General features: G+C 35.3%; 19 protein-coding genes. 4 read left to right on the top strand and 15 right to left on the bottom strand.

Translation table 11 applies throughout. The features are described from left to right. Window positions 1–199: 199 nt before the first annotated feature. From BHU61_RS13105 to BHU61_RS13095, 3 genes are read right to left on the bottom strand one after another with little or no spacing between them, the layout of a single operon-like run. Window positions 200–1507 (bottom strand): MFS transporter, encoded by a 1308-nt coding sequence (locus tag BHU61_RS13105; RefSeq protein ID WP_111717513.1) that lies wholly within the window; start codon window positions 1505–1507, stop codon window positions 200–202. A gap of 48 nt (window positions 1508–1555) precedes the next feature. Further along, window positions 1556–2287 carry a KinB-signaling pathway activation protein gene (locus tag BHU61_RS13100; RefSeq protein WP_111717511.1) on the bottom strand — a complete coding sequence of 244 codons (732 nt, stop codon included), beginning with the start codon at window positions 2285–2287 and terminating at the stop codon, window positions 1556–1558. A 12-nt stretch (window positions 2288–2299) separates the two neighbouring features. Next, a complete protein-coding gene (locus tag BHU61_RS13095; protein WP_111717510.1) occupies window positions 2300–3358 on the bottom strand; it encodes an Mrp/NBP35 family ATP-binding protein in 1059 nt (352 codons plus the stop codon). Between the two features lie 171 nt (window positions 3359–3529). Here BHU61_RS13095 and BHU61_RS13090 point away from each other — a divergent pair, with 171 nt between their 5' ends. Next, a complete protein-coding gene (locus tag BHU61_RS13090) occupies window positions 3530–4987 on the top strand; it encodes an alpha-amylase (RefSeq protein WP_111717508.1) in 1458 nt (485 codons plus the stop codon). A 49-nt stretch (window positions 4988–5036) separates the two neighbouring features. Here the strand turns inward: BHU61_RS13090 and BHU61_RS13085 are convergent, their stop codons facing one another. From BHU61_RS13085 to BHU61_RS13075, 3 genes are all read right to left on the bottom strand, one after another. Further along, on the bottom strand, window positions 5037–6017 hold the full coding sequence (locus BHU61_RS13085; RefSeq protein ID WP_111717506.1) for a VOC family protein: 981 nt from the start codon (window positions 6015–6017) through the stop codon (window positions 5037–5039). Between the two features lie 76 nt (window positions 6018–6093). Further along, window positions 6094–6504 carry a MarR family winged helix-turn-helix transcriptional regulator gene (locus tag BHU61_RS13080; protein WP_111717505.1) on the bottom strand — a complete coding sequence of 137 codons (411 nt, stop codon included), beginning with the start codon at window positions 6502–6504 and terminating at the stop codon, window positions 6094–6096. A gap of 64 nt (window positions 6505–6568) precedes the next feature. Further along, on the bottom strand, window positions 6569–7039 hold the full coding sequence (locus tag BHU61_RS13075) for a SepA family multidrug efflux transporter (RefSeq protein WP_111717503.1): 471 nt from the start codon (window positions 7037–7039) through the stop codon (window positions 6569–6571). 206 nt (window positions 7040–7245) lie between these two features. Between BHU61_RS13075 and galE the strand changes: the two genes are divergently transcribed. After that, window positions 7246–8220 (top strand): UDP-glucose 4-epimerase GalE, encoded by a 975-nt coding sequence (gene galE, locus BHU61_RS13070; RefSeq protein ID WP_111717501.1) that lies wholly within the window; start codon window positions 7246–7248, stop codon window positions 8218–8220. Between the two features lie 47 nt (window positions 8221–8267). Here galE and BHU61_RS13065 read toward each other — a convergent pair whose 3' ends face one another. The 8 genes from BHU61_RS13065 to BHU61_RS13035 form a co-directional block, all read right to left on the bottom strand. Then, entirely contained in the window at window positions 8268–9827 is a 1560-nt protein-coding gene (locus BHU61_RS13065; RefSeq protein ID WP_242444262.1) for an amidohydrolase, read from the bottom strand. A gap of 65 nt (window positions 9828–9892) precedes the next feature. Continuing rightward, complete coding sequence (gene ypfJ, locus BHU61_RS13060) at window positions 9893–10861, bottom strand: KPN_02809 family neutral zinc metallopeptidase (RefSeq protein ID WP_111717498.1); 969 nt, start codon at window positions 10859–10861, stop codon at window positions 9893–9895. A gap of 92 nt (window positions 10862–10953) precedes the next feature. Further along, the gene (locus BHU61_RS13055; RefSeq protein ID WP_111717496.1) at window positions 10954–12045 is read right to left on the bottom strand and encodes an efflux RND transporter periplasmic adaptor subunit; all 1092 of its coding nucleotides are present in this window, start codon (window positions 12043–12045) and stop codon (window positions 10954–10956) included. A gap of 116 nt (window positions 12046–12161) precedes the next feature. Then, on the bottom strand, window positions 12162–12410 hold the full coding sequence (locus tag BHU61_RS13315) for a hypothetical protein (protein ID WP_146608875.1): 249 nt from the start codon (window positions 12408–12410) through the stop codon (window positions 12162–12164). Window positions 12411–12421: 11 nt separating this feature from the next. Further along, window positions 12422–13603 (bottom strand): UTP--glucose-1-phosphate uridylyltransferase, encoded by a 1182-nt coding sequence (locus BHU61_RS13050; protein ID WP_111717494.1) that lies wholly within the window; start codon window positions 13601–13603, stop codon window positions 12422–12424. A 61-nt stretch (window positions 13604–13664) separates the two neighbouring features. Further along, the gene (locus BHU61_RS13045) at window positions 13665–14168 is read right to left on the bottom strand and encodes a metal-dependent hydrolase (protein ID WP_111717492.1); all 504 of its coding nucleotides are present in this window, start codon (window positions 14166–14168) and stop codon (window positions 13665–13667) included. Window positions 14169–14360: 192 nt separating this feature from the next. Beyond that, window positions 14361–15050, bottom strand: coding sequence for a DNA alkylation repair protein (locus tag BHU61_RS13040; protein ID WP_111717490.1), 690 nt, complete (start codon window positions 15048–15050; stop codon window positions 14361–14363). Further along, a complete protein-coding gene (locus tag BHU61_RS13035) occupies window positions 15034–15729 on the bottom strand; it encodes a hypothetical protein (protein ID WP_111717488.1) in 696 nt (231 codons plus the stop codon). The genes BHU61_RS13040 and BHU61_RS13035 overlap by 17 nt, the downstream gene beginning before the upstream one ends. A gap of 165 nt (window positions 15730–15894) precedes the next feature. Here BHU61_RS13035 and rarD point away from each other — a divergent pair, with 165 nt between their 5' ends. Then, on the top strand, window positions 15895–16800 hold the full coding sequence (rarD, locus tag BHU61_RS13030; protein WP_111717486.1) for an EamA family transporter RarD: 906 nt from the start codon (window positions 15895–15897) through the stop codon (window positions 16798–16800). Window positions 16801–16818: 18 nt separating this feature from the next. On the opposite strand, the gene BHU61_RS13025 is transcribed toward rarD, so the two are convergent. Further along, the gene (locus tag BHU61_RS13025; RefSeq protein WP_242444261.1) at window positions 16819–17982 is read right to left on the bottom strand and encodes a CynX/NimT family MFS transporter; all 1164 of its coding nucleotides are present in this window, start codon (window positions 17980–17982) and stop codon (window positions 16819–16821) included. Between the two features lie 160 nt (window positions 17983–18142). Here BHU61_RS13025 and BHU61_RS13020 point away from each other — a divergent pair, with 160 nt between their 5' ends. Further along, window positions 18143–18406: a SunI/YnzG family protein gene (locus BHU61_RS13020; RefSeq protein ID WP_096077344.1), complete on the top strand. Its 264-nt coding sequence runs from the start codon at window positions 18143–18145 to the stop codon at window positions 18404–18406. Window positions 18407–18677: the final 271 nt, after the last annotated feature.

The raw sequence follows: 18677 nt of genomic DNA, 5'->3' as shown, positions 1-18677 counted from the left end.
ACACTTTTTCACTTTGTTATTTTCGATGTCTTAAAGCTGTGCATCGCTTGTTTTCAGCGACTTTTATATCTTATCAAGATGGATTACTTTCGTCAATACTTTTTTAAAACTTTTTTATTTATTTTAAAATTAATTACGGTATGCTTACTGTTAAGCAAAATAAAACAGCGATTGAACGAGCATTCAATCGCTGTAATGATTAATGAACTACCTTATTTTTAAAGACGAATTGATAGATGATGATTAAGAATGAGGCTACTAAAATGCCAAAAGCCATATTATTATCTATCGTAGTAAATACGTTACTGTAATAGAAGAAAGACATAATAATCGATCCTGTCGTTGATCCAATAAATTTAAGCAAACTATAAGTGCTCATCATACTACCTAATTGATGAGGCGCTGCGCTTTCCTGTATCGTTACAATATTCTTTGTAAAAACTGTACCAAAAGATAGCCCTAAAAATGCTGATGCGATCGTTACCGCTATCGCATGATCAAAAATGAATATGATCAAACTTCCGATAATCATATATAAGAAACTTAATTGATAGACACGTTGTATCGTAAGTTTTGTTTCGAGCGTCTTCAATACAAATGTTGAAAGCAACCAGAATATCGAAATCGTAAATGTAGTCAGTCCTGCAAGCAAAGGACTTAATCCCTTTTCTGTCTGAAGGTAAATTGGCAGAAAAATATTTGTCCCCATCATGATAATCGCATATAGCATATCCGTACCCATCACGATGCCTATCCTCTTATTAAATGCTTTCACTGGGATAAACGGTTCGTCAATTCTGCTTTCATATTTTATGAATATGATTAATATCATCATCGCTAATATAAATAAAGCAGCATGAATAAACCAATGTGTTTCTATTAATAATGCACAAAGCAAGCTTCCAAGAAAGATATAAAAGTATATCAATCCTTTAAAATCAAATTTACTTTCTTGTTTCATTTCTTCAAACTTAAAATATTTAATGACAAGAAAAATTGCTAAAAACGCTAAAGGCACATTGACGTAGAATAAATAACTCCAATTAAGATACGTCAAAATAAGTCCTCCGAGTATCGGACCGACGATACTCGAAATACCCCATACCGATCCAACGATTCCCATCACTTTATAGCGGTAAGGAATTTCAAACGCTATCTTCGGTATGATATTCCCCATCGTCATCATAATTCCTGCACCTAACCCTTGCACTAATCTTGATGCAAGCAACATTTCAAATGTAAACGATAGTCCAGATAACATACTACCGATTATAAAAACAATAATACCGAGTAGCATTAACCGTTTAGCACCTAGCCGCTTCATCAATTCTCCAACAATAGGTGTTACAATTACAATTGCTATCATATAAGTAGTAAAAATCAATGCAAGTGACTTTGTTGCATTTAAATCTTTCCCTATCGCGGGTGTCGCAAGTGAAATTATTGATGTTTCAATCGCACTCATAAACATAATAATCACTAATGCACTAATTAATCCTTTTTTCATCTTATCCCTCCATAGGAAAAATCAGATTAAACTTGCGTCTAATCTGATTTATCTTTTCTTTTTATTCGATTTCTTTTTCTTATGCGATACAACCTGTGTTGATTTTGACTGTTTTGTATTCTGTACTGTTTCAATAACAGGTTCTACCCATGTACCTCGCGCTATTTTACGCGCTTTACGTTCTTCAAATGATAAACGATTGTACTTCGGCAATGATAATAACTGAAATGCATTACATAACAGCAAACTAAATATCGTGCAATATAGCCACATCATATCTTTTACTTTTAAAAATGGAATCAATTCAACAGTTGTCATCACAACCATAAAGAACATTGCCGGAATAAATACATTCTTTCCTGTAAGTTTATTCTTATAAATTGCAACTGCAACTCCAAAAATAACGATAAGCAATGGAATCCAGATAAATTTCAAGATATCTCCGTCCTGTTTACCGAAACGTAAATATCTGAAATACACTAAATCAATTATCGCAAACAAAATAATTACAACCTGAATAGCATTCCATCCGTTCTTGAATATGCCTTGACCCATTTGATGAATAAAGAGATATGCAAAAAATGCCAGCTGGGAAATTGATGCAATCAGCAACCCATAACCCATAAACCAAACTAATGCGGCTAAAAATTCACCTATTTCACCTTTCACTAAGTAAACGGTCAGTTTGTCATATCCGAAAACTAAACTGACAAGCACTGTACAAACAAGGCCGATTAATAAAGTAATACCGTAAAATTTACCTAAATTCTTTAAAGTCACTTTAATACCTCATTACTTTTCTTCTGTTTTATTAATAATGCGCTCTGCCATATTTAAATAAATTTGGCCTAGTTGATGATCTTCAGCATAAACTGACGGTGCAAAAGCTTCTTCAGTCCAGTCAGGTTGTGCAAGTGGTAATTGTCCGATTAATTCTGTGTTTAACTCAGATGCTAACTTCTCTCCGCCACCTTTACCAAACACATATTCTTTCTCTCCTGTCACTTTGCTTTCAAAGTATGACATGTTCTCCACTACACCTAATATTTCATGATCTGTGTGAATTGCCATAGCACCCGCACGTGCTGCAACAAATGCTGCTGTCGGATGAGGCGTTGTTACAATAATTTCCTTACTCTTCGGTAACATTGTATGAACATCAAGCGCCACGTCCCCTGTACCTGGTGGTAAATCTAAAAGGATATAGTCTAATTCTCCCCAATTTACTTCCTGGAAGAAGTTATTGATCATTTTACCTAACATTGGACCACGCCAGATAACTGGTGTATTCTCTTCTACGAAAAATGCCATTGAAATAACTTTTACCCCGAAACGCTCAACTGGTTTAATTCTATTTCCTTCAATTTCAGGTTTTTCTGAAATCCCCATCATATCAGGTACACTAAATCCGTAAATATCCGCATCAACTAACCCAACACGCTTTCCTAAGCGTGCTAATGCAACTGCTAAGTTAACAGAAACTGTAGATTTACCTACGCCGCCTTTACCAGAAGCAATCGCAATAAAATTCACTTTATCATCTGGTGAGATCAATCGTTCAATTTCAGAAGATGACTGGCCACGGAATTGTTCTAAAGCTTCGTCATCTAATTGTTCAAAACGAAGTCCAACAGTGTTTGCTCCATTTTCTTTTAATACTTCAACGATCTTCATTTGTAGATCTAGCTGTTCTTGTCCACCAAGTTTCGCGATACCGATCTTTAATGAAACATGATTTTTCTCTTCTTTAATTGAAACTTCCTTTACCCCACCAGTTTCTTTTAACGGAAGATTCACAACCGGATCATTTAACTTTTCGATTAATTCAATAACTTGTTCTTTTGTCAGCACAATAAACGCTCCTTCTCATTTCTAATAGCTATAGTTTAACAAAAGATTGTCACTTTGTATAAATTAATTTCTTATTCTAGGTTATATTCTATTAAAAGGGCTATAATAGATTACGGATTAAATTGAAAATAACGAAGATATACATATTGTACACATTTAAAGGAGACCACTATGACTAAAAACTACACTATTATGCAATACTTTGAATGGCATTCAAATGATGATGGTAATCACTGGAACAGATTAAAGGATGAAGCTGAATCACTTAAAGAAAAAGGCTTTGATGCAATCTGGTTACCACCGGCGACTAAAGCTGATCACGTCATGAATACCGGCTATAGCGTATATGATTTATATGACTTAGGTGAATTCGACCAAAAAGGACAGGTTCGAACAAAATACGGCACGAAAGAAGAATTAATCGCAGCAATCGAAGCACTTCATGAACAAGACATTAAAGTTTATGCGGATGTCGTTCTAAATCATAAAGCAGGTGCCGATGAAGCTGAAACAGTACGCGTTGTAGAAGTTGATCCGAATGACAGAAATCATGAAATTTCTGAACCATTTGATATCGATGCGTTTACAAAATTCTATTTCCCAGGGCGTAATAAAAAATACAGTGCGTTCGAATGGAACTATACACATTTCAATGGTACTGATTATGACCATCGTACAGGACGAACGGGTATATTTAAAATTTTAGGTGAAAATAAAGACTGGAATGAAAATGTCGATCAGGAAAAAGGCAACTTCGATTATCTGATGTTTACAAATGTTGATTATCAACATCCCGACGTACGCGAAGAGACAATTAATTGGGGTAAATGGTTTATCGATACATTAAATATTGATGGTATGCGTCTTGATGCAGTAAAACATATTGAAAGTTATTTTATACGTGACTTTGTACATGCAATGCGCGAACATCGCGGTCAAGATTTCTATTTTGTCGGTGAATTCTGGAATCCAGATCTTGAAGTGAATGAGAACTTTTTAGATGAAGCAGAATACAGCTTAGATTTATTCGATGTAAGACTACACTTTAACTTTAAAGCTGCTTCAGAAGGTGGCGCTGCTTATGATCTACGTCAAATATTTGATGGCACTTTAGTGAAAGAGAATCCTGAGCATGCAGTAACTTTTGTAGACAATCATGATTCGCAACCAGGAGAAGCTTTAGAATCATTTGTTAAAGATTGGTTTAAACAATCTGCATACGCCCTTATCTTACTTCGTGAAGATGGTTTCCCATGTGTATTCTATGGCGATTATTATGGTATTGGCGGAGAACATCCAATTGATAGTAAACAGATGGCGATTGATCCTTTACTCTATGTTCGTAAATTAAAAGCTTATGGCCAGCAAGATGATTACTTCGATCATCCAAATGTTGTCGGTTGGGTTAGACGTGGATATGCTGAAGATAAATCAGGATGTGCTGTCATCATTAATAACAGCGAACAACCAGCTGAAAAACAAATGTTTGTTGGCGCAGATCGTGCCGGACAAACGTGGTATGACTATACCGACACCATTGAAGAAGGCGTGGTTATCGATGAAGAAGGTAACGGTGTCTTCAAAGTAAATCCAGGCAGTGTGTCTGTATATTGTGAAAAAGAAGCATAATTAAAAAGATGACTGATCAATTAATCTGATCAGCCATCTTTTTTAAATATTATAAATGTTTCACTTCAGGTAATGGTTTCACTTGTGATTCAATCCATTCGCGTTTTGCTTCAAGAAATGGTGGTAAAGATAAACTTTCACCTAATGATTCAAGCGGCTCATTCACATCAAATCCTGGACCATCCGTTGCAAGTTCTATCAATATGCCTTGTCGCGTTCTAATATAAAGCGATTTAAAGAAATGACGATCTACGAACCCACTAGATGGTATATTATTTTCTTTAATAAAATCTATCCACTCTTGTAATGCATCTTCATCTTTAACACGCAGAGCAATATGATGCATGCTACCTTTACCTGGACGTTCTTTCGCTTCAGTATTATGCACTACTTGCAATTCATCGCCAGTGCCACCAAGGTCTGAACTAAACGTTAGTATTTGCTGTTGTGTGACTGGATGCACAAACGATCCAGTACTTCTATAGCCGAATATTTCTGTTAATACACTACTAAATCCTTCTGCATCTTGAACATCCATCTTAAACGGCCCAAGACCTGTAATACCAAATTCAACGGGTACAATACTTTTCTCCCATGGTGTACCTGCAGCTACACCCGAATTTGTACGGTCTGAAACTAACGCGAGACGTTGACCTTCAAAATCTTCAAACTCTAATGTTAGTCTACCGTTAATCTCAATCGGTGTATCATGATACACATTATATTGCTCAAAGCGTTCTTTAAAATAATGTATCGATTCATCGCTTTTTACGCGCAATGCTATTTGCGAAATACTATTTGTCCCGCGATATGTACTGCCGACGTTTGGTATTTCAAAGAATGTAATGTCCGTACCCGGATTTGCCACGCCATCTGCATAGAATAGATGATACATCGACGGATCATCCTGGTTCACTGTCTTCTTCACTAAACGCATCCCTAATATTTCAGTGTAAAATACTAAATTTTTTGCAGCATCTTTTGTAATACCTGAAGCATGATGTTGTCCTAATATTTTTCTCACGTTTATCTACCTCTTTTAATTTTAAAGTTTATTTTAAAGTTTTATATTAAATTTATTCCGAAAATTTATTCCCGTTTCACGATTATTTATGTTTTATCTTTCGAAGCAACTGTAATAATTCTTTTTGTTCCTCCTGATTAAGTCCACCAAAAAGTTCTTCCTGCAATGCAGTGTGTTTAGGTCTCAGTGTTTCAATAACGTGTTTCCCTTTGTGGGTCAATCGTATATGTTTCACTTTCCATTCCTGCGAACGTTCTATTAACCCATCGGCTTCTAATTTCTTAAGCAAATGCGTAATATTCCCTTTCGTGACAAACATTAATTCTGATAATTCATTTTGTGTACATCCAGGATGTGTATCTATTTGATTCAAACAGTCGAAGTGACTAGATGAATACCCTGTCTCTTTTAATTGTTCATTAATTTCTTTCAGAATATCGTTATAAATGCGTGCGATATTAAGCCACACAAGATAACTTCTATTGGTTTCCATCTTCTCACCTCTTTTATCAGTTTAATATTAAACTGATAAATGTCAATAGACTAGCACTGAAGTACTAGTCATCTTCTTTATTCAAATCTTCACTATCAGGATAGAATATTTCAGTTAAGTAATAAAGTAAGCTTATGACTGCCAGTATAACAAAGAAATTTATCTTGATATGCTGGTAATTAATATGAACACCAAAATAAAACACGATTGTTGATAAACCAATCGTCAATAAATGGAAGTACCATCCTTGAAAATATTTATTATCTGGTTGCATGCTTTTTACGTCATCTAATATATATTCTATGACGACAAGCAGGAAATAACCTATCGCAATATATGATCCATAATAGAAACTATTATCCATCACATTCTCATTATACGTAAATTCAGCCAGCCTGAAATATATAAGAATACGACTTAAACCATACATTCCAAACGTAATCATCAAAATAAATGAGGCACCGGAGATTAATACAACTGATAAAACAAATAAAATCGTGAATATAGAACCTTTAGGAAATTTAAATTGTTTCATCAACTGCCCCCTCATTATTTTTCCATTCCCTTTTTTTTGTGTTAAATAATCTAAATATAGATTAACAAAGTATTTTGTTTTTGTGTAAAATAAAATAAACAAGGTTTTTATTTTACGTTTCAGTAAAATTTATACTTTTAATATTTGTTCTATTGAATTTTATTGTATAATAAAGGAATAACTTAATCGTTAAAGGAGATTTACACATGAACACTATATTGGTTACTGGTGGTGCTGGTTATATCGGATCACATACAGTTACAAAGTTGCTTAATTCTAATTATAACGTAATTGTGGCTGATGACCTATCAACAGGGCACAAAGATGCAGTTGATAGCCGTGCAAAGTTTTATCAATGTGATGTAAGCGATGAGAAACAGTTCTCAAAAATATTTGATCTTGAACAGATTGATGCAGTCTTACATTGTGCCGGGAAGATTGTCGTTAGTGAGTCTGTAAAAGATCCATTAAATTATTTTGAACATAACGTATGTGGATTAAATAGTGTATTACGTGTTATTGCAGACAAAGGTGTAAACAAATTTATGTTCTCATCAACGGCTTCAATCTATGGCAATAATTCATTTAATATTAAAGCAGTGGAATCTACACCTATTGCTCCAACTAATCCTTACGCTGAATCAAAACATATCGGTGAACAAATGATTCACTGGGTAAGCGAAAGATATGGTATCAATTACGTTATCTTTAGATATTTTAATGTGGCTGGTGCAATGCTGGATGGGTCTAATGGACTGCGCACAAAAAATCCAACTCACTTAATCCCTTCTATTAACAGCACATTGCTCGGGAAAAGAGAAGTGTTCGAAATCTTTGGCGATGATTACAACACAGAAGATGGTACATGTATTCGAGACTTTATCCATGTCTTCGATCTTGCAAAAGCACATCAACTTGGAATGGATTATTTATTTAACGATGGTACATCAACTGTATTTAACCTGGGTACAGAACAAGGTTATTCAGTAAAACAAGTTGTAGATGCAGCGCAAAAAGTAACCGGCCTGACACTTAACAAAAAGATATCAGAACGTCGTGGTGGAGACCCGGATTTCGTGCTAGCGAATGCTACGAAAGCACGTGCTACGCTTAACTGGTCACCAGAATATACATTAGGCGATATGATTCTTTCTGATTATAACTGGCGAAAGAAATTATAGATACATATAAAAAGAGTCACACAATAAAATGTGTGGCTCTTTATTAGTTATTTTAAGTTTTCAGCTTGGTATACTATTTTTCCATCAATTACGGTTGCAGCTACTTCGATACCCTGTAACTGATATCGATCCACTTTAAAAGGGTCCTCTTTAAGAATCGTAAAATCAGCAATCTTACCTTCCTCAATCGTTCCATATGCTGGTACATTATCTGCAACTTTAGCTGCTTCAGTCGTATAAAGTGATATCGCTTCAAAAACACTGAGTGCTTCTGTCATATTATAGCCATCACTTTTATCATCTGCTGCTTTACGATTTACTGCAGCAGCAATACCTGATAGTGGTCTGAAATCTTCTATCGGGCTGTCAGAACCTCCTCCGCAAATAATGCCTTTATCAAGTAATGATTTCCATGGATAGCTGTAACGGATACGCGATGCACCGACTCTTTCGATTGCCCATGGAAAGTCAGAAGCAACAAACATCGGCTGTATATCACATATTATATTAAGTCGCGCCATTCTTTCGATTAAATCTTCTCTTAAGAAACTCACATGTATCAATCTATCTCTGCCACTGCGCGGTGGATAAGCTTCTATCGCATCAAGCACCATTTCAACTGCTTTATCCCCGATCATATGTACAGCAATATTTACATCTAAATTGCGTGCTTTTTTCACTTGCTCGGCAAGTTCATCTGGCGTATAGATCGCGAGTCCATATGTATCTTCATCACTATACGGTTCGCTAAACAAAGCAGTTCTACCGCCTAATGCTCCATCTGCATAAAATTTCATCGCATCTGGTCTAAAATAATCATTATATTCAAACGCATATTGGACGACATCTTCAATGACCTCCGTATGGCGTAAAATATTTAATCTAAAAGGATTATCCTTATTAATAACATTTTTATATGCATTCAACACATCTTTAAAATCATTATAGTAAGCAAGATCCTCTGTATGAACACCTGTTAAACCTGCCTGCGTAAATTGCTGTACTGCATATTCAACGTGACCAGTTAGCGATGCTTCATCTTCTATTGATGCAACTTCTAACATCGCTTCCATTGCATTGTCATGCACCCAACCGTTTAACACGCCATCTACCTTCTCATAATGCCCACCTGGCATATCAGCTACATTGTCATTGATATTAAAATACTCAAACACACTTGAGTTAACAATTGCTGCATGTCGGCAAACACGTTTAATAATCACCTTCTTGTCAGTGATTGCATCAATATCATCTTTCGTTATTTTATATCCATCTAATTGATTTTCATTATAGCCTTCACATATTAAAAAGCTGCTATCATCCATATTTTCAGTTGCATTACGAATTTTTTCGATGATAATCTCTATATCATCATCATCTTTAAAATTTACACCTCTCAGTGCAATTCCTGTTCCAACAAGATGAATATGTGTGTCTACAAAACCTGGAAACATTGCGTTTCCATTTAAATCTATGTATTTAACATCTTTTAAATCCGGTACTTCCTGATAAATCGCTTTTATGCGATTGCCTTCAACAAGTACTGCCTGAACTGTTTCATCCTCACGCTTCATCGTATAGATCGGACCGTTAAAATATAGTTCCAAGATTACCCCTCCAAATAAAAAAAGATATACTAATTAATATTAGTATACCTTTATTATCTGATGATTTAAAATTCTAATCCTAAAGCTTTAAATGTATCGCCTTCACTTAAATCGCCGGCTTCATAACCTTTTTTAAACCATTTCATACGATCAGCACTTGATCCATGTGTAAATGTATCTGGATTTGCTCTACCAATTGCTTTTTCCTGAATCGTATCATCACCTACAGCATGCGCTGCTTTAATCGCTTCTTCTAGGTCACCTTCATCAGTGTAACCCATTTCCTGTGCATGTTTCGCATACACACCAGCTAAATAGTCTGCTTGTAACTCAACTGCAACTGAATATTTATTGTATTCAGTTTCAGATAATTGATTTCTTAATTGGTGGAATTTCGGTAGGATACCTAATTCATTTTGGACGTGGTGACCTACTTCGTGTGCAATAACATAAGCCATCGCAAAGTCTCCAGGTGCATTAAACTTTTTATCTAATTCATCCATGAAAGATAAATCAATATAAACTTTTTGATCTGTCGGACAGTAGAAAGGTCCCATCTGTGCGCTTGCATTACCACAGCCTGAACGCACACCATCCGTATATAGCACTAGTTTAGGTTCAGTATATGTACGATCATATTTCTTAAATAATTCATGCCATACATCTTCAGTATCTTTAAGAACAACTGACGCAAACTGACCACGTTCATCTAATGACTGTTCAGTCTTAGTATCAACTTGTTCAGCCTCTTTCTTCACATTACCTGTTTCAAAAGGATTATCTTGAGAACCAGAGCCACCTGATGTTGCGCCATTATCTTGTGTTTGTTCTTGTTGTGAAGGATCTCCACCAAGAACACCACCTAAATCTCCAGGGTTCCCCCCCATTAACATAAAAATAATCACGGCAATAACACCTAAACATCCCATTCCGCCTCCGCCGATAACCATCGGACTTCCGCCGCCTGAGAATCCGCCACCAGATCCTCTTGCATCCTCAACGTTCGAACTACCTTGTCGACCTTGCCATTTCATATACGTTCCCCCTACTCGGTTGATTGCTAACATAATAGTTAATATTACTTACCCTAAATTGCTATGTCGCAATCATAAAAATGTTATAAAATTTATTTAAACGCTTTTATAGCATCGATTGAAGAAAGACCATCAACGACAAGGTACTGACCATTTACAAAACGTTTCACTTTAACTTTCTCTTCATTCACCTGATCACCATAGATTTTATTGACGTAATACTCTTTTACCGGATGTGCAAGTTTCTTTTTATTTTTATGTGTTGTTAACTTTTTCTTCACGTATCGCTCTGGTAACCAAATATGATCTTTATAGGATAGATGTATCTTAACATTCATCTTATCTCCGACGTATAGATTTTTATGATGATCTAAACTACCTTGATATAAAAAGCGTTGTGTATCAGCTTCAGGATTTACTGCCAACTGCTCATATGTATCCACAGTTCCATTGTATGATTTATCTTTGTTTTGCACGTGTTTAGCATCAAATTTTAATCCTTCTTCAAGGAAGTCAATCTGCTTTCTGCTTGCTGTTCCTTCTACAAAGTACTTCTCGTCTGTCACAACCAGAATCGGTTTTTTCTGTGCTTTTTCTGAGAATTTCTCAATTTGAGCTTTATCCAGTTTAACAACTTTTCCGTCCGTACTTGCTTTAACTGTTAATTCATCTATCTTACCTGAAATTTGTGTCTGCTTTTCCTTTAATATATCAATATTGTTCTCTGCTTTAGATAGTTCAGAATCCAGCCAGTTTAACTGAGCTTCAATTTCATCAAGTTTATTTTCAGAAGAAGTGTCGCTTTCCATCATTTCCATCGCTAGAATTTGCCCTTCAATCTGATCTTTCTCAATCATCTTGTTATCTAATGAAAGACCAACTTCTTTTTCTTTAGAGAAAAGGGCTTCATCATTATATGTGAACAATGGATCACCTTTTTGGACGGTATCTCCTAGTTCCACATGCATGAGAACCGGCTCTTTCTGTTCACCTTCCTGAAAATAGTTCGATAAGTTCTGTTTAACTTTACCATCGACATTTAATACGTGTGTCTTTATACGTTCATCAATTTCAATCGTATTCTTCTTATCCTGTTCATTTAAGTATAAAAATATGACACTTGCTAATACCAACGCAAGTACAATTAACGATAAGACAACCGGCAAAAACCATTTATTTTTCATTACATTCACACGCCCTATGCCAAAATTTCAATTTATAATGCACAACACATTACACATCGTTTATTACTTTTATCTACACATCCAGAAGATTTAATTTCTCTTTTCTATACTTAAAGCTATTTAATGAGACGGTCATCATCTGATTTAATATGCGCATTAAAATCATCCATATTAATCTTTTTCTGAGATTGGTAATACTTATACGTTAATCCGATAAGCATTAAAGCAGCAAATAAAGATACAAACCCCATCCAGCTGACTTCTCCTCGTCCGGGACCAATAATGTAATAGTATGATAGATAGAGATTTATAGCCACAAGCGCTAACATCATGATAATGACATAAATATGTGTTTTAGATTTCAAATGGTTCACCTCTACAATAATTTATTATTGATTAAGTCCTGACGGGCTGTTTCAACACTATCTTTTCCTTCTTTATTCTTTAACGGACTAAATTCACTTGCACGGTCCACTTGTAATGTCTTAAATGATTGACCATAACGGAAGATGTCAAAATAAAACTTTTCAAACTTTAATGTTGATTGTTTTACAGGATTTAATTCACCGTCTAATTGTTCTAAGTTCTTGATTGCTAAGTGATAGGGTAGTTCGCTTTCAGCATGTGCTATTAAATAATCTAATTTAAAGATGTGAATACCAATATTTGCGTTGCGATATGTATTCTCTTCACCTTCAGGTAATTCAGTGTACTCCATAACTTGTTTAACACCTTCAACTTCAATAACACGTCCTACACTTTCATTATCCTTAGCTGCAATTGTCTTTGTAGTAACATCTGACTGACTGTCTACAGCTAATCCACAAAGAATTGGATCTAACACTTTTACGAGAACATTATCAATATTATTAATGTAAAGATATTCTACGCCTTTGTCCTTTAAAGCGTTGTTCACACCAGTTGAATGTAATGCTTCAAAAATACCACCATTGCCATTCGGCGTTGTAAGAAGTGATTGTTCTTTATTTAATAATAATTCACCTGACTCACTCAATGCCACGATATTCGGTTGCTTAAAGAACGTAATATTTTCTTTTGGCATACCAAAATAATGATGTGCTTCAAAGTAAGCTAATGTTTCCTCGTGATTAATGTCACTTGTCATAATTGTCCATGGTATATTGATACTATATGCTTCATTGTAAGTAATAATTTGTTCAGCCTGAAATTCAAACAAACTTTTCCCATCAAATTCAAATGTACCTTTAGGTCCTGGATGTTCTAAACGTGTACCTTGACCACCTGCCATCAATACAGGTGCTATTTTAAGTTGTTTAATTGCTTCTAACCCTTTTTCTTTATATGTAATACGCATTTCTTCTGACATTTCATCTTTAATGATTGTCTCAACGTCTTTAATTTCACCTTGTGGTAACTTTACCTCTCGATTAACATAAACTTCATCATATAACTTTTGGATGCTATCAAAGTCCTGCTGTTCCAGCATATTTTGTAACTCAACCTTTTTATCATCAGATAAGCGCTCTAATTGTGTTGCTAAAGTTGTATGACCGTATTGTTTTAATTTATTGTTCATCCGTGAAATTCTCCTTAGACTTTATTATTTTAAAATTATGTTTATTCATATTTTATCATGATTAGTTTAGCCATACTAATGTTCTATGAAACATTTCTGTATAAAATAGATACATCGTTAACACACTAAAAGTCGTTGCAAGTGACAAATCTAAAATCCCTCCAGTCTTAAATGTAAAAGGGAAAACAATCTTCTTATTTATCGGGAAGAATAAAGTTACGCCTCGCGGTGTTAACATATCTAATAACAAATGGCTGATTACACCGATTACTGCACTGATCACATATATCGTATTAACATTCAGTACAATGAGTAATATACCTGTAAGTAACATAAAAAAGATTGAATGCGTCAGCGTACGATGCCCAAAAATAAGTGCAATTAACGAACTGATCGGCCATATCTTTTTCCCGAGCTTGCTACCAGCATGGCAAATATCAGGTACGATACTAAACAGTGCTGTAGTACCGATAATACCAGCGAAAGAACTGATATCATAAGCAGTATGCATACCATAAGATGTGCCGATCAGCACACCGAGTGCTATATGTGTTTTTCCGGTCATTAGACACATCTCCTTCATATTTGACACTTCTGTGAAAAACATCACATATCCATTGAAATATATTTCACATATTATTATACTAGCATTATAAGTCAATGAGTATTAAATAAATGAAATAACCCCCTTTATTTCGCCCAACTCATTCTAGTCAAATGTTTATGACTACATTTGAACACAAAAAATCGACTCATTTTAGTTTGAGTCGATTTTTTGTGTTCTTGTCAGCCATTTTAAAGCTTCACGTTCTGACAATGGTGAGAGTTTATTGGAAGAGATAAAATCTTTTACGAATACAGCATTCGTCTTTGAATATTCTCTTAGTACCCAACCAATCGCTTTACGAATAAAAAATACTTTATCATCTTTCGTATTTAGAATAAATTCTGTGAGCAATGTTTCGTTCATTTTATCCTTATATTTTAGTTGATGTAAAAGACTAGCGCGTTGTAGCCAGAAGTTATCAGAACGATTCCATTCTCGCATCTTCTGTTCTCCTATGTTACGTTCTCTTAGTACTATTGACCCAACGATATTCGGTGCGATTGTATCTACCGAGTCCCACCAGCTATGTGTCGTTAAAAGTCCTTCAATATAATCAAGATCAGTCACATTAAACAACTTTTCTTTTTTATTTAGAATCACCATACCAATATAGTGATATTCTCGTTCTCTCTCAAGAAAACAATCGTCCACCAGTGTTTTCACACCTTCTTTAGTAACTGGTAACCCCTGTTTAAATAATTCTCTCATTACAGGCGCAGTTACACTCTTCTTAATACCGAGAAATGGAAAGTTATTTTTCATATAACTTTCCATCGAATGTTGATGTTCATTATTTTTTAGAGGAATGTATGCTGCTTTAATATCATTGATTGTTATCATCTGAATTGTCCTGCACTGCTGACCTTGATTGTTGCGCTGTATCCTCTTTTGTCAGCGTATTTTTTTGTTCTGGCGTTTTCGGTTCTGTCGTTCTTACTTCATCAGATTCAGAAGTTTGAGGCGGTTCCGTAGTTGGTTCTGTCGTTTTCGGTTCTGTCGTCTTATCCGGTTTAGCAGGGATGACTTCAGTTGTAATCGGGACAGTGCTCTTCTGTTCATTTGTGACCTTCTCTTGTTTTTCAATCGTTTTCTCTTCAGTTTCGGTTTGAACTGCCAAATTACATTGACCACTTCTACAAATATAGCCCTCACTCGTCAGATTGTTCCACGCTTTCGAATATTCAGAAGTGTGACTAATATCCTGACAATCAGCTGTTTTTTCTTTGCCCGGAGTTACAAGGCAAGTTCTTGCAAGATTATACCGTTCTGTATCATAACCTCTTGATGTTTGAACAGTTTTAGTTGTAGTTGCTGTACTGTTTTTTTCTTTCTTTTCTTTCGTACTATTCTTTTCTTTTTTTGCTGTTTTTTTAGTATCATCAGTCTTTTTCTTATCAACTGGTGGTTTTACTTTCACTTCTATATCAGGCTTATGATCGACTTTTTTAGGTGCATCTTCTGCCTTACCACACGCACAAAGTACTACTGACATGAGCAAAATACTTATCCACTTTTTCATTGTTTCTCTCCTTAGATGTATGAAATTAACGACATACAATGTAAGTATTATACCACATGCACTAAAAATGTGTAGAAACACTATTTATCCTGTACTTAAGCATCATTTCAGCACGACATAATAGAGTTTTGCTATGATGATGATAGAAAAGGCGGAGGTGTATATATGCAGGAAAATACAAAAGGGGTACTATATGCAGGTGGTGCATATTTATTATGGGGATTACTTCCTACATATTGGCGTTCAGTCAATACCTTCAACCCTTATGAGATATTATTTCATCGCGTTATCTGGTCAGCTGTATTTATGGTGATTTTGATTGTCGCATTAAAGAAATGGAGCACCTTTAAAACAGATACGAAAGCGTTATTCAATCGTAAAAAAGAATTGATTGCACTGATTATCGCTAGTATCGTAATTATGGTGAACTGGGGTATATTTATCTGGGCGATTAACAACCATCATGTATTGCAGGCTAGTCTTGGATATTACATCAATCCATTGATGAGTATCGCACTTGGATTTATTTTTATGAAAGAACGTTTTAATATACTAGAGACGTTTGCGATTATCTTTGCAGCAATTGGTGTATTTTATATGACAATCAGCAGCGGTACTTTCCCACTCATATCAATTATTCTTGCTATGAGTTTTGCATTATATGGGCTGATGAAGAAGTTTGTCAATATCGATGCTATCTATAGTATCGCACTTGAAACAATCATATCATTACCAATAGCAATGCTTGGTCTCTTCCTATTAGCAAGACAAGGTGAACAGCACTTCGGTATGAATCACACGAGTTTTCTAATACTTTTTGCCGGGGTCGCTACTGCAGTACCACTCATCATGTTTACAGCAGGCGCAAAGCGTATCCCATTATCTTTAATCGGCTTCTTACAATATATTTCACCAACTTTAATATTGCTACAAGGTGTCTTTTTGTTCGGGGAGTCATTTAGTATGACCGACCTTATAACATTCTTCTGTATATGGACGGGTCTTATCCTTTATAGTTATAGTAAGTATATGCAATTTAAGACAATGAAACGTAAAAAACTGCTCAGTTAACATCACTGAGCAGTTTTTCTATTCAAAGATATATTTATTCTGACTTGAGATAAAAGCAAAAATAAACATCACAATCGTAATCACAAAGAACATAATATAACTCGGTGTGTGACTATTAAATACATCATGTAAATATCCGAGCAACATCGGACCAATAGCAGCTACAAAATACCCGACGGATTGACTGAAACCAGACAATTCAATCGCATCTTCAGTAGTCCTGGCACGTAGTGAGAAGAACAACATGCATAAACTAAATGCCGCACCACCTGCCAGACCAGTCGCTATCATGGCAATTACGATAAATATCGTCTTGTTAACTAGCAATGCACTGAAGCCAATTAGAAATAATGCTGTAAATAAATACACAAGTGGACGTTGATTTTTCATTTTCATTGCAATAACAGGCATTAGAAAAGTCATCGGCAACTGAGCAAACTGATTGAGCATTAAATAATAACCCGCTGCTTCCTGACTAACGCCATATGACATTAAAATATCAGGAAACCATGTAACAGTTGAATAAAAGTTCATCGACTGAAATCCCATCATTAAAGCAATTGCAACCGCAAGTTTAGATTTATATATAGGACGCTTACTTTCTGTTACAGTTAATCTTGGATTATATTTCAGTTGTGGCATCCATAGTAAAATACCTGCAATACTAAATAATATCCAGAATCCTAATGAATATTGATACCCTCCATCATTAACCATACTCAATGGCACACTTAAACCACCACCGATACCTGCTGTCATATTCATCGTTGCAGCAAACACGCCCGTCATCAATCCCATCTGTTGAGGGAAACGCCATTTTACAAAGCTCGGAAGTATTACATTTCCTATCGCTATGCCAATACCAATCAATACCGTACCCGTTAACAACATAGGGATGTTAGGAATAATACGAATGATAAGACCACAGAGTAGAATAAACATGCCAATCATCAATGCAGCGCTCATCCCTACTGAACGAGAGAAACGCGCCACAAACGGTGATACCATGCCAAACATAATCAGCGGAATCGTTGTTAGCATTCCAAGTAAGGCTTTCGGAAGATCTAATGCTTCACCTATTTCTGAAATCATCGGGCCAATTGCTGTAAGCGGTGCTCGTAATGTCGAAGCAACGACAACAACACCGAGTAGTAATATCAACATTTGAATTTTTTTATTCAATTTTGTCCTCCTTAATCGCTCTATTTTTAACGATTGTTTGTTAATTCAATCATATCACGTAATTTTCATTTTTTTTCGGGAAAAAACATCGGTTTAATTGTAAGTCGTCATAAAAAGGAGTATATTTATGGTATCAAATAAATAAGGATGTGTATTAAAAATGGCAATGAGAATTACTAAGAACGATAAAGAAGTAAATATCAAATGGCGTGTTGCTGACATCACAATTCCGAACGAAGACATCTTAAGCGTAAAAGAAGATACAAACATCTACGCTGGTGCAGATGAGAATAACGATGAGAAAGTAGTACGTATCGGTTCAACTTTTGGTAAAACTAATCGTATCCTTTTAGACACTAAAGATAAAAAATACATCATCTACACACACAACGACAAAAAAATCATCAATGAATTAAATAAGTAATTGTAATACGATGGAGGCCGGTTTTATATACGGCCTCTTTTTATGTTTATTTGTATTATATTTTTTGCCCGTCTTTGCCGGATAATACGCGTATCCGGAAAAGATGACACATCTCTCACCTATTTTCCGTCTGTCTTTTCCGGATAGTACGCGTATCCGGAAAAGATGACACATCTCTCACCTATTTTCCGCCCTTCTTTGCCGGATAGTACGCGTATCCGGAAAGATGACACATCTCCTCACTATTTTCGCGTCTTGCCGATGACGAGAC

The sequence above is a fragment of the Macrococcus epidermidis genome (genome assembly GCF_003259695.1).
Classification (GTDB): Bacteria; Bacillota; Bacilli; order Staphylococcales; family Staphylococcaceae; genus Macrococcoides; species Macrococcoides epidermidis.
Note: the sequence above shows the minus strand (reverse complement) of the source record. Positions and strands in the feature narration are given on the sequence as shown.

Coding starts and splice junctions, on each gene's coding strand:
- BHU61_RS13105 (WP_111717513.1), bottom strand. CDS start 1,507: ATGAAAAAAGGATTAATTAGTGCATTAGTGATTATTATGTTTATGAGT.
- BHU61_RS13090 (WP_111717508.1), top strand. CDS start 3,530: ATGACTAAAAACTACACTATTATGCAATACTTTGAATGGCATTCAAAT.
- BHU61_RS13080 (WP_111717505.1), bottom strand. CDS start 6,504: ATGGAAACCAATAGAAGTTATCTTGTGTGGCTTAATATCGCACGCATT.
- BHU61_RS13075 (WP_111717503.1), bottom strand. CDS start 7,039: ATGAAACAATTTAAATTTCCTAAAGGTTCTATATTCACGATTTTATTT.
- galE (WP_111717501.1), top strand. CDS start 7,246: ATGAACACTATATTGGTTACTGGTGGTGCTGGTTATATCGGATCACAT.
- ypfJ (WP_111717498.1), bottom strand. CDS start 10,861: ATGAAATGGCAAGGTCGACAAGGTAGTTCGAACGTTGAGGATGCAAGA.
- BHU61_RS13055 (WP_111717496.1), bottom strand. CDS start 12,045: ATGAAAAATAAATGGTTTTTGCCGGTTGTCTTATCGTTAATTGTACTT.
- BHU61_RS13050 (WP_111717494.1), bottom strand. CDS start 13,603: ATGAACAATAAATTAAAACAATACGGTCATACAACTTTAGCAACACAA.
- BHU61_RS13045 (WP_111717492.1), bottom strand. CDS start 14,168: ATGACCGGAAAAACACATATAGCACTCGGTGTGCTGATCGGCACATCT.
- BHU61_RS13040 (WP_111717490.1), bottom strand. CDS start 15,050: ATGATAACAATCAATGATATTAAAGCAGCATACATTCCTCTAAAAAAT.
- BHU61_RS13035 (WP_111717488.1), bottom strand. CDS start 15,729: ATGAAAAAGTGGATAAGTATTTTGCTCATGTCAGTAGTACTTTGTGCG.
- rarD (WP_111717486.1), top strand. CDS start 15,895: ATGCAGGAAAATACAAAAGGGGTACTATATGCAGGTGGTGCATATTTA.
- BHU61_RS13020 (WP_096077344.1), top strand. CDS start 18,143: ATGGCAATGAGAATTACTAAGAACGATAAAGAAGTAAATATCAAATGG.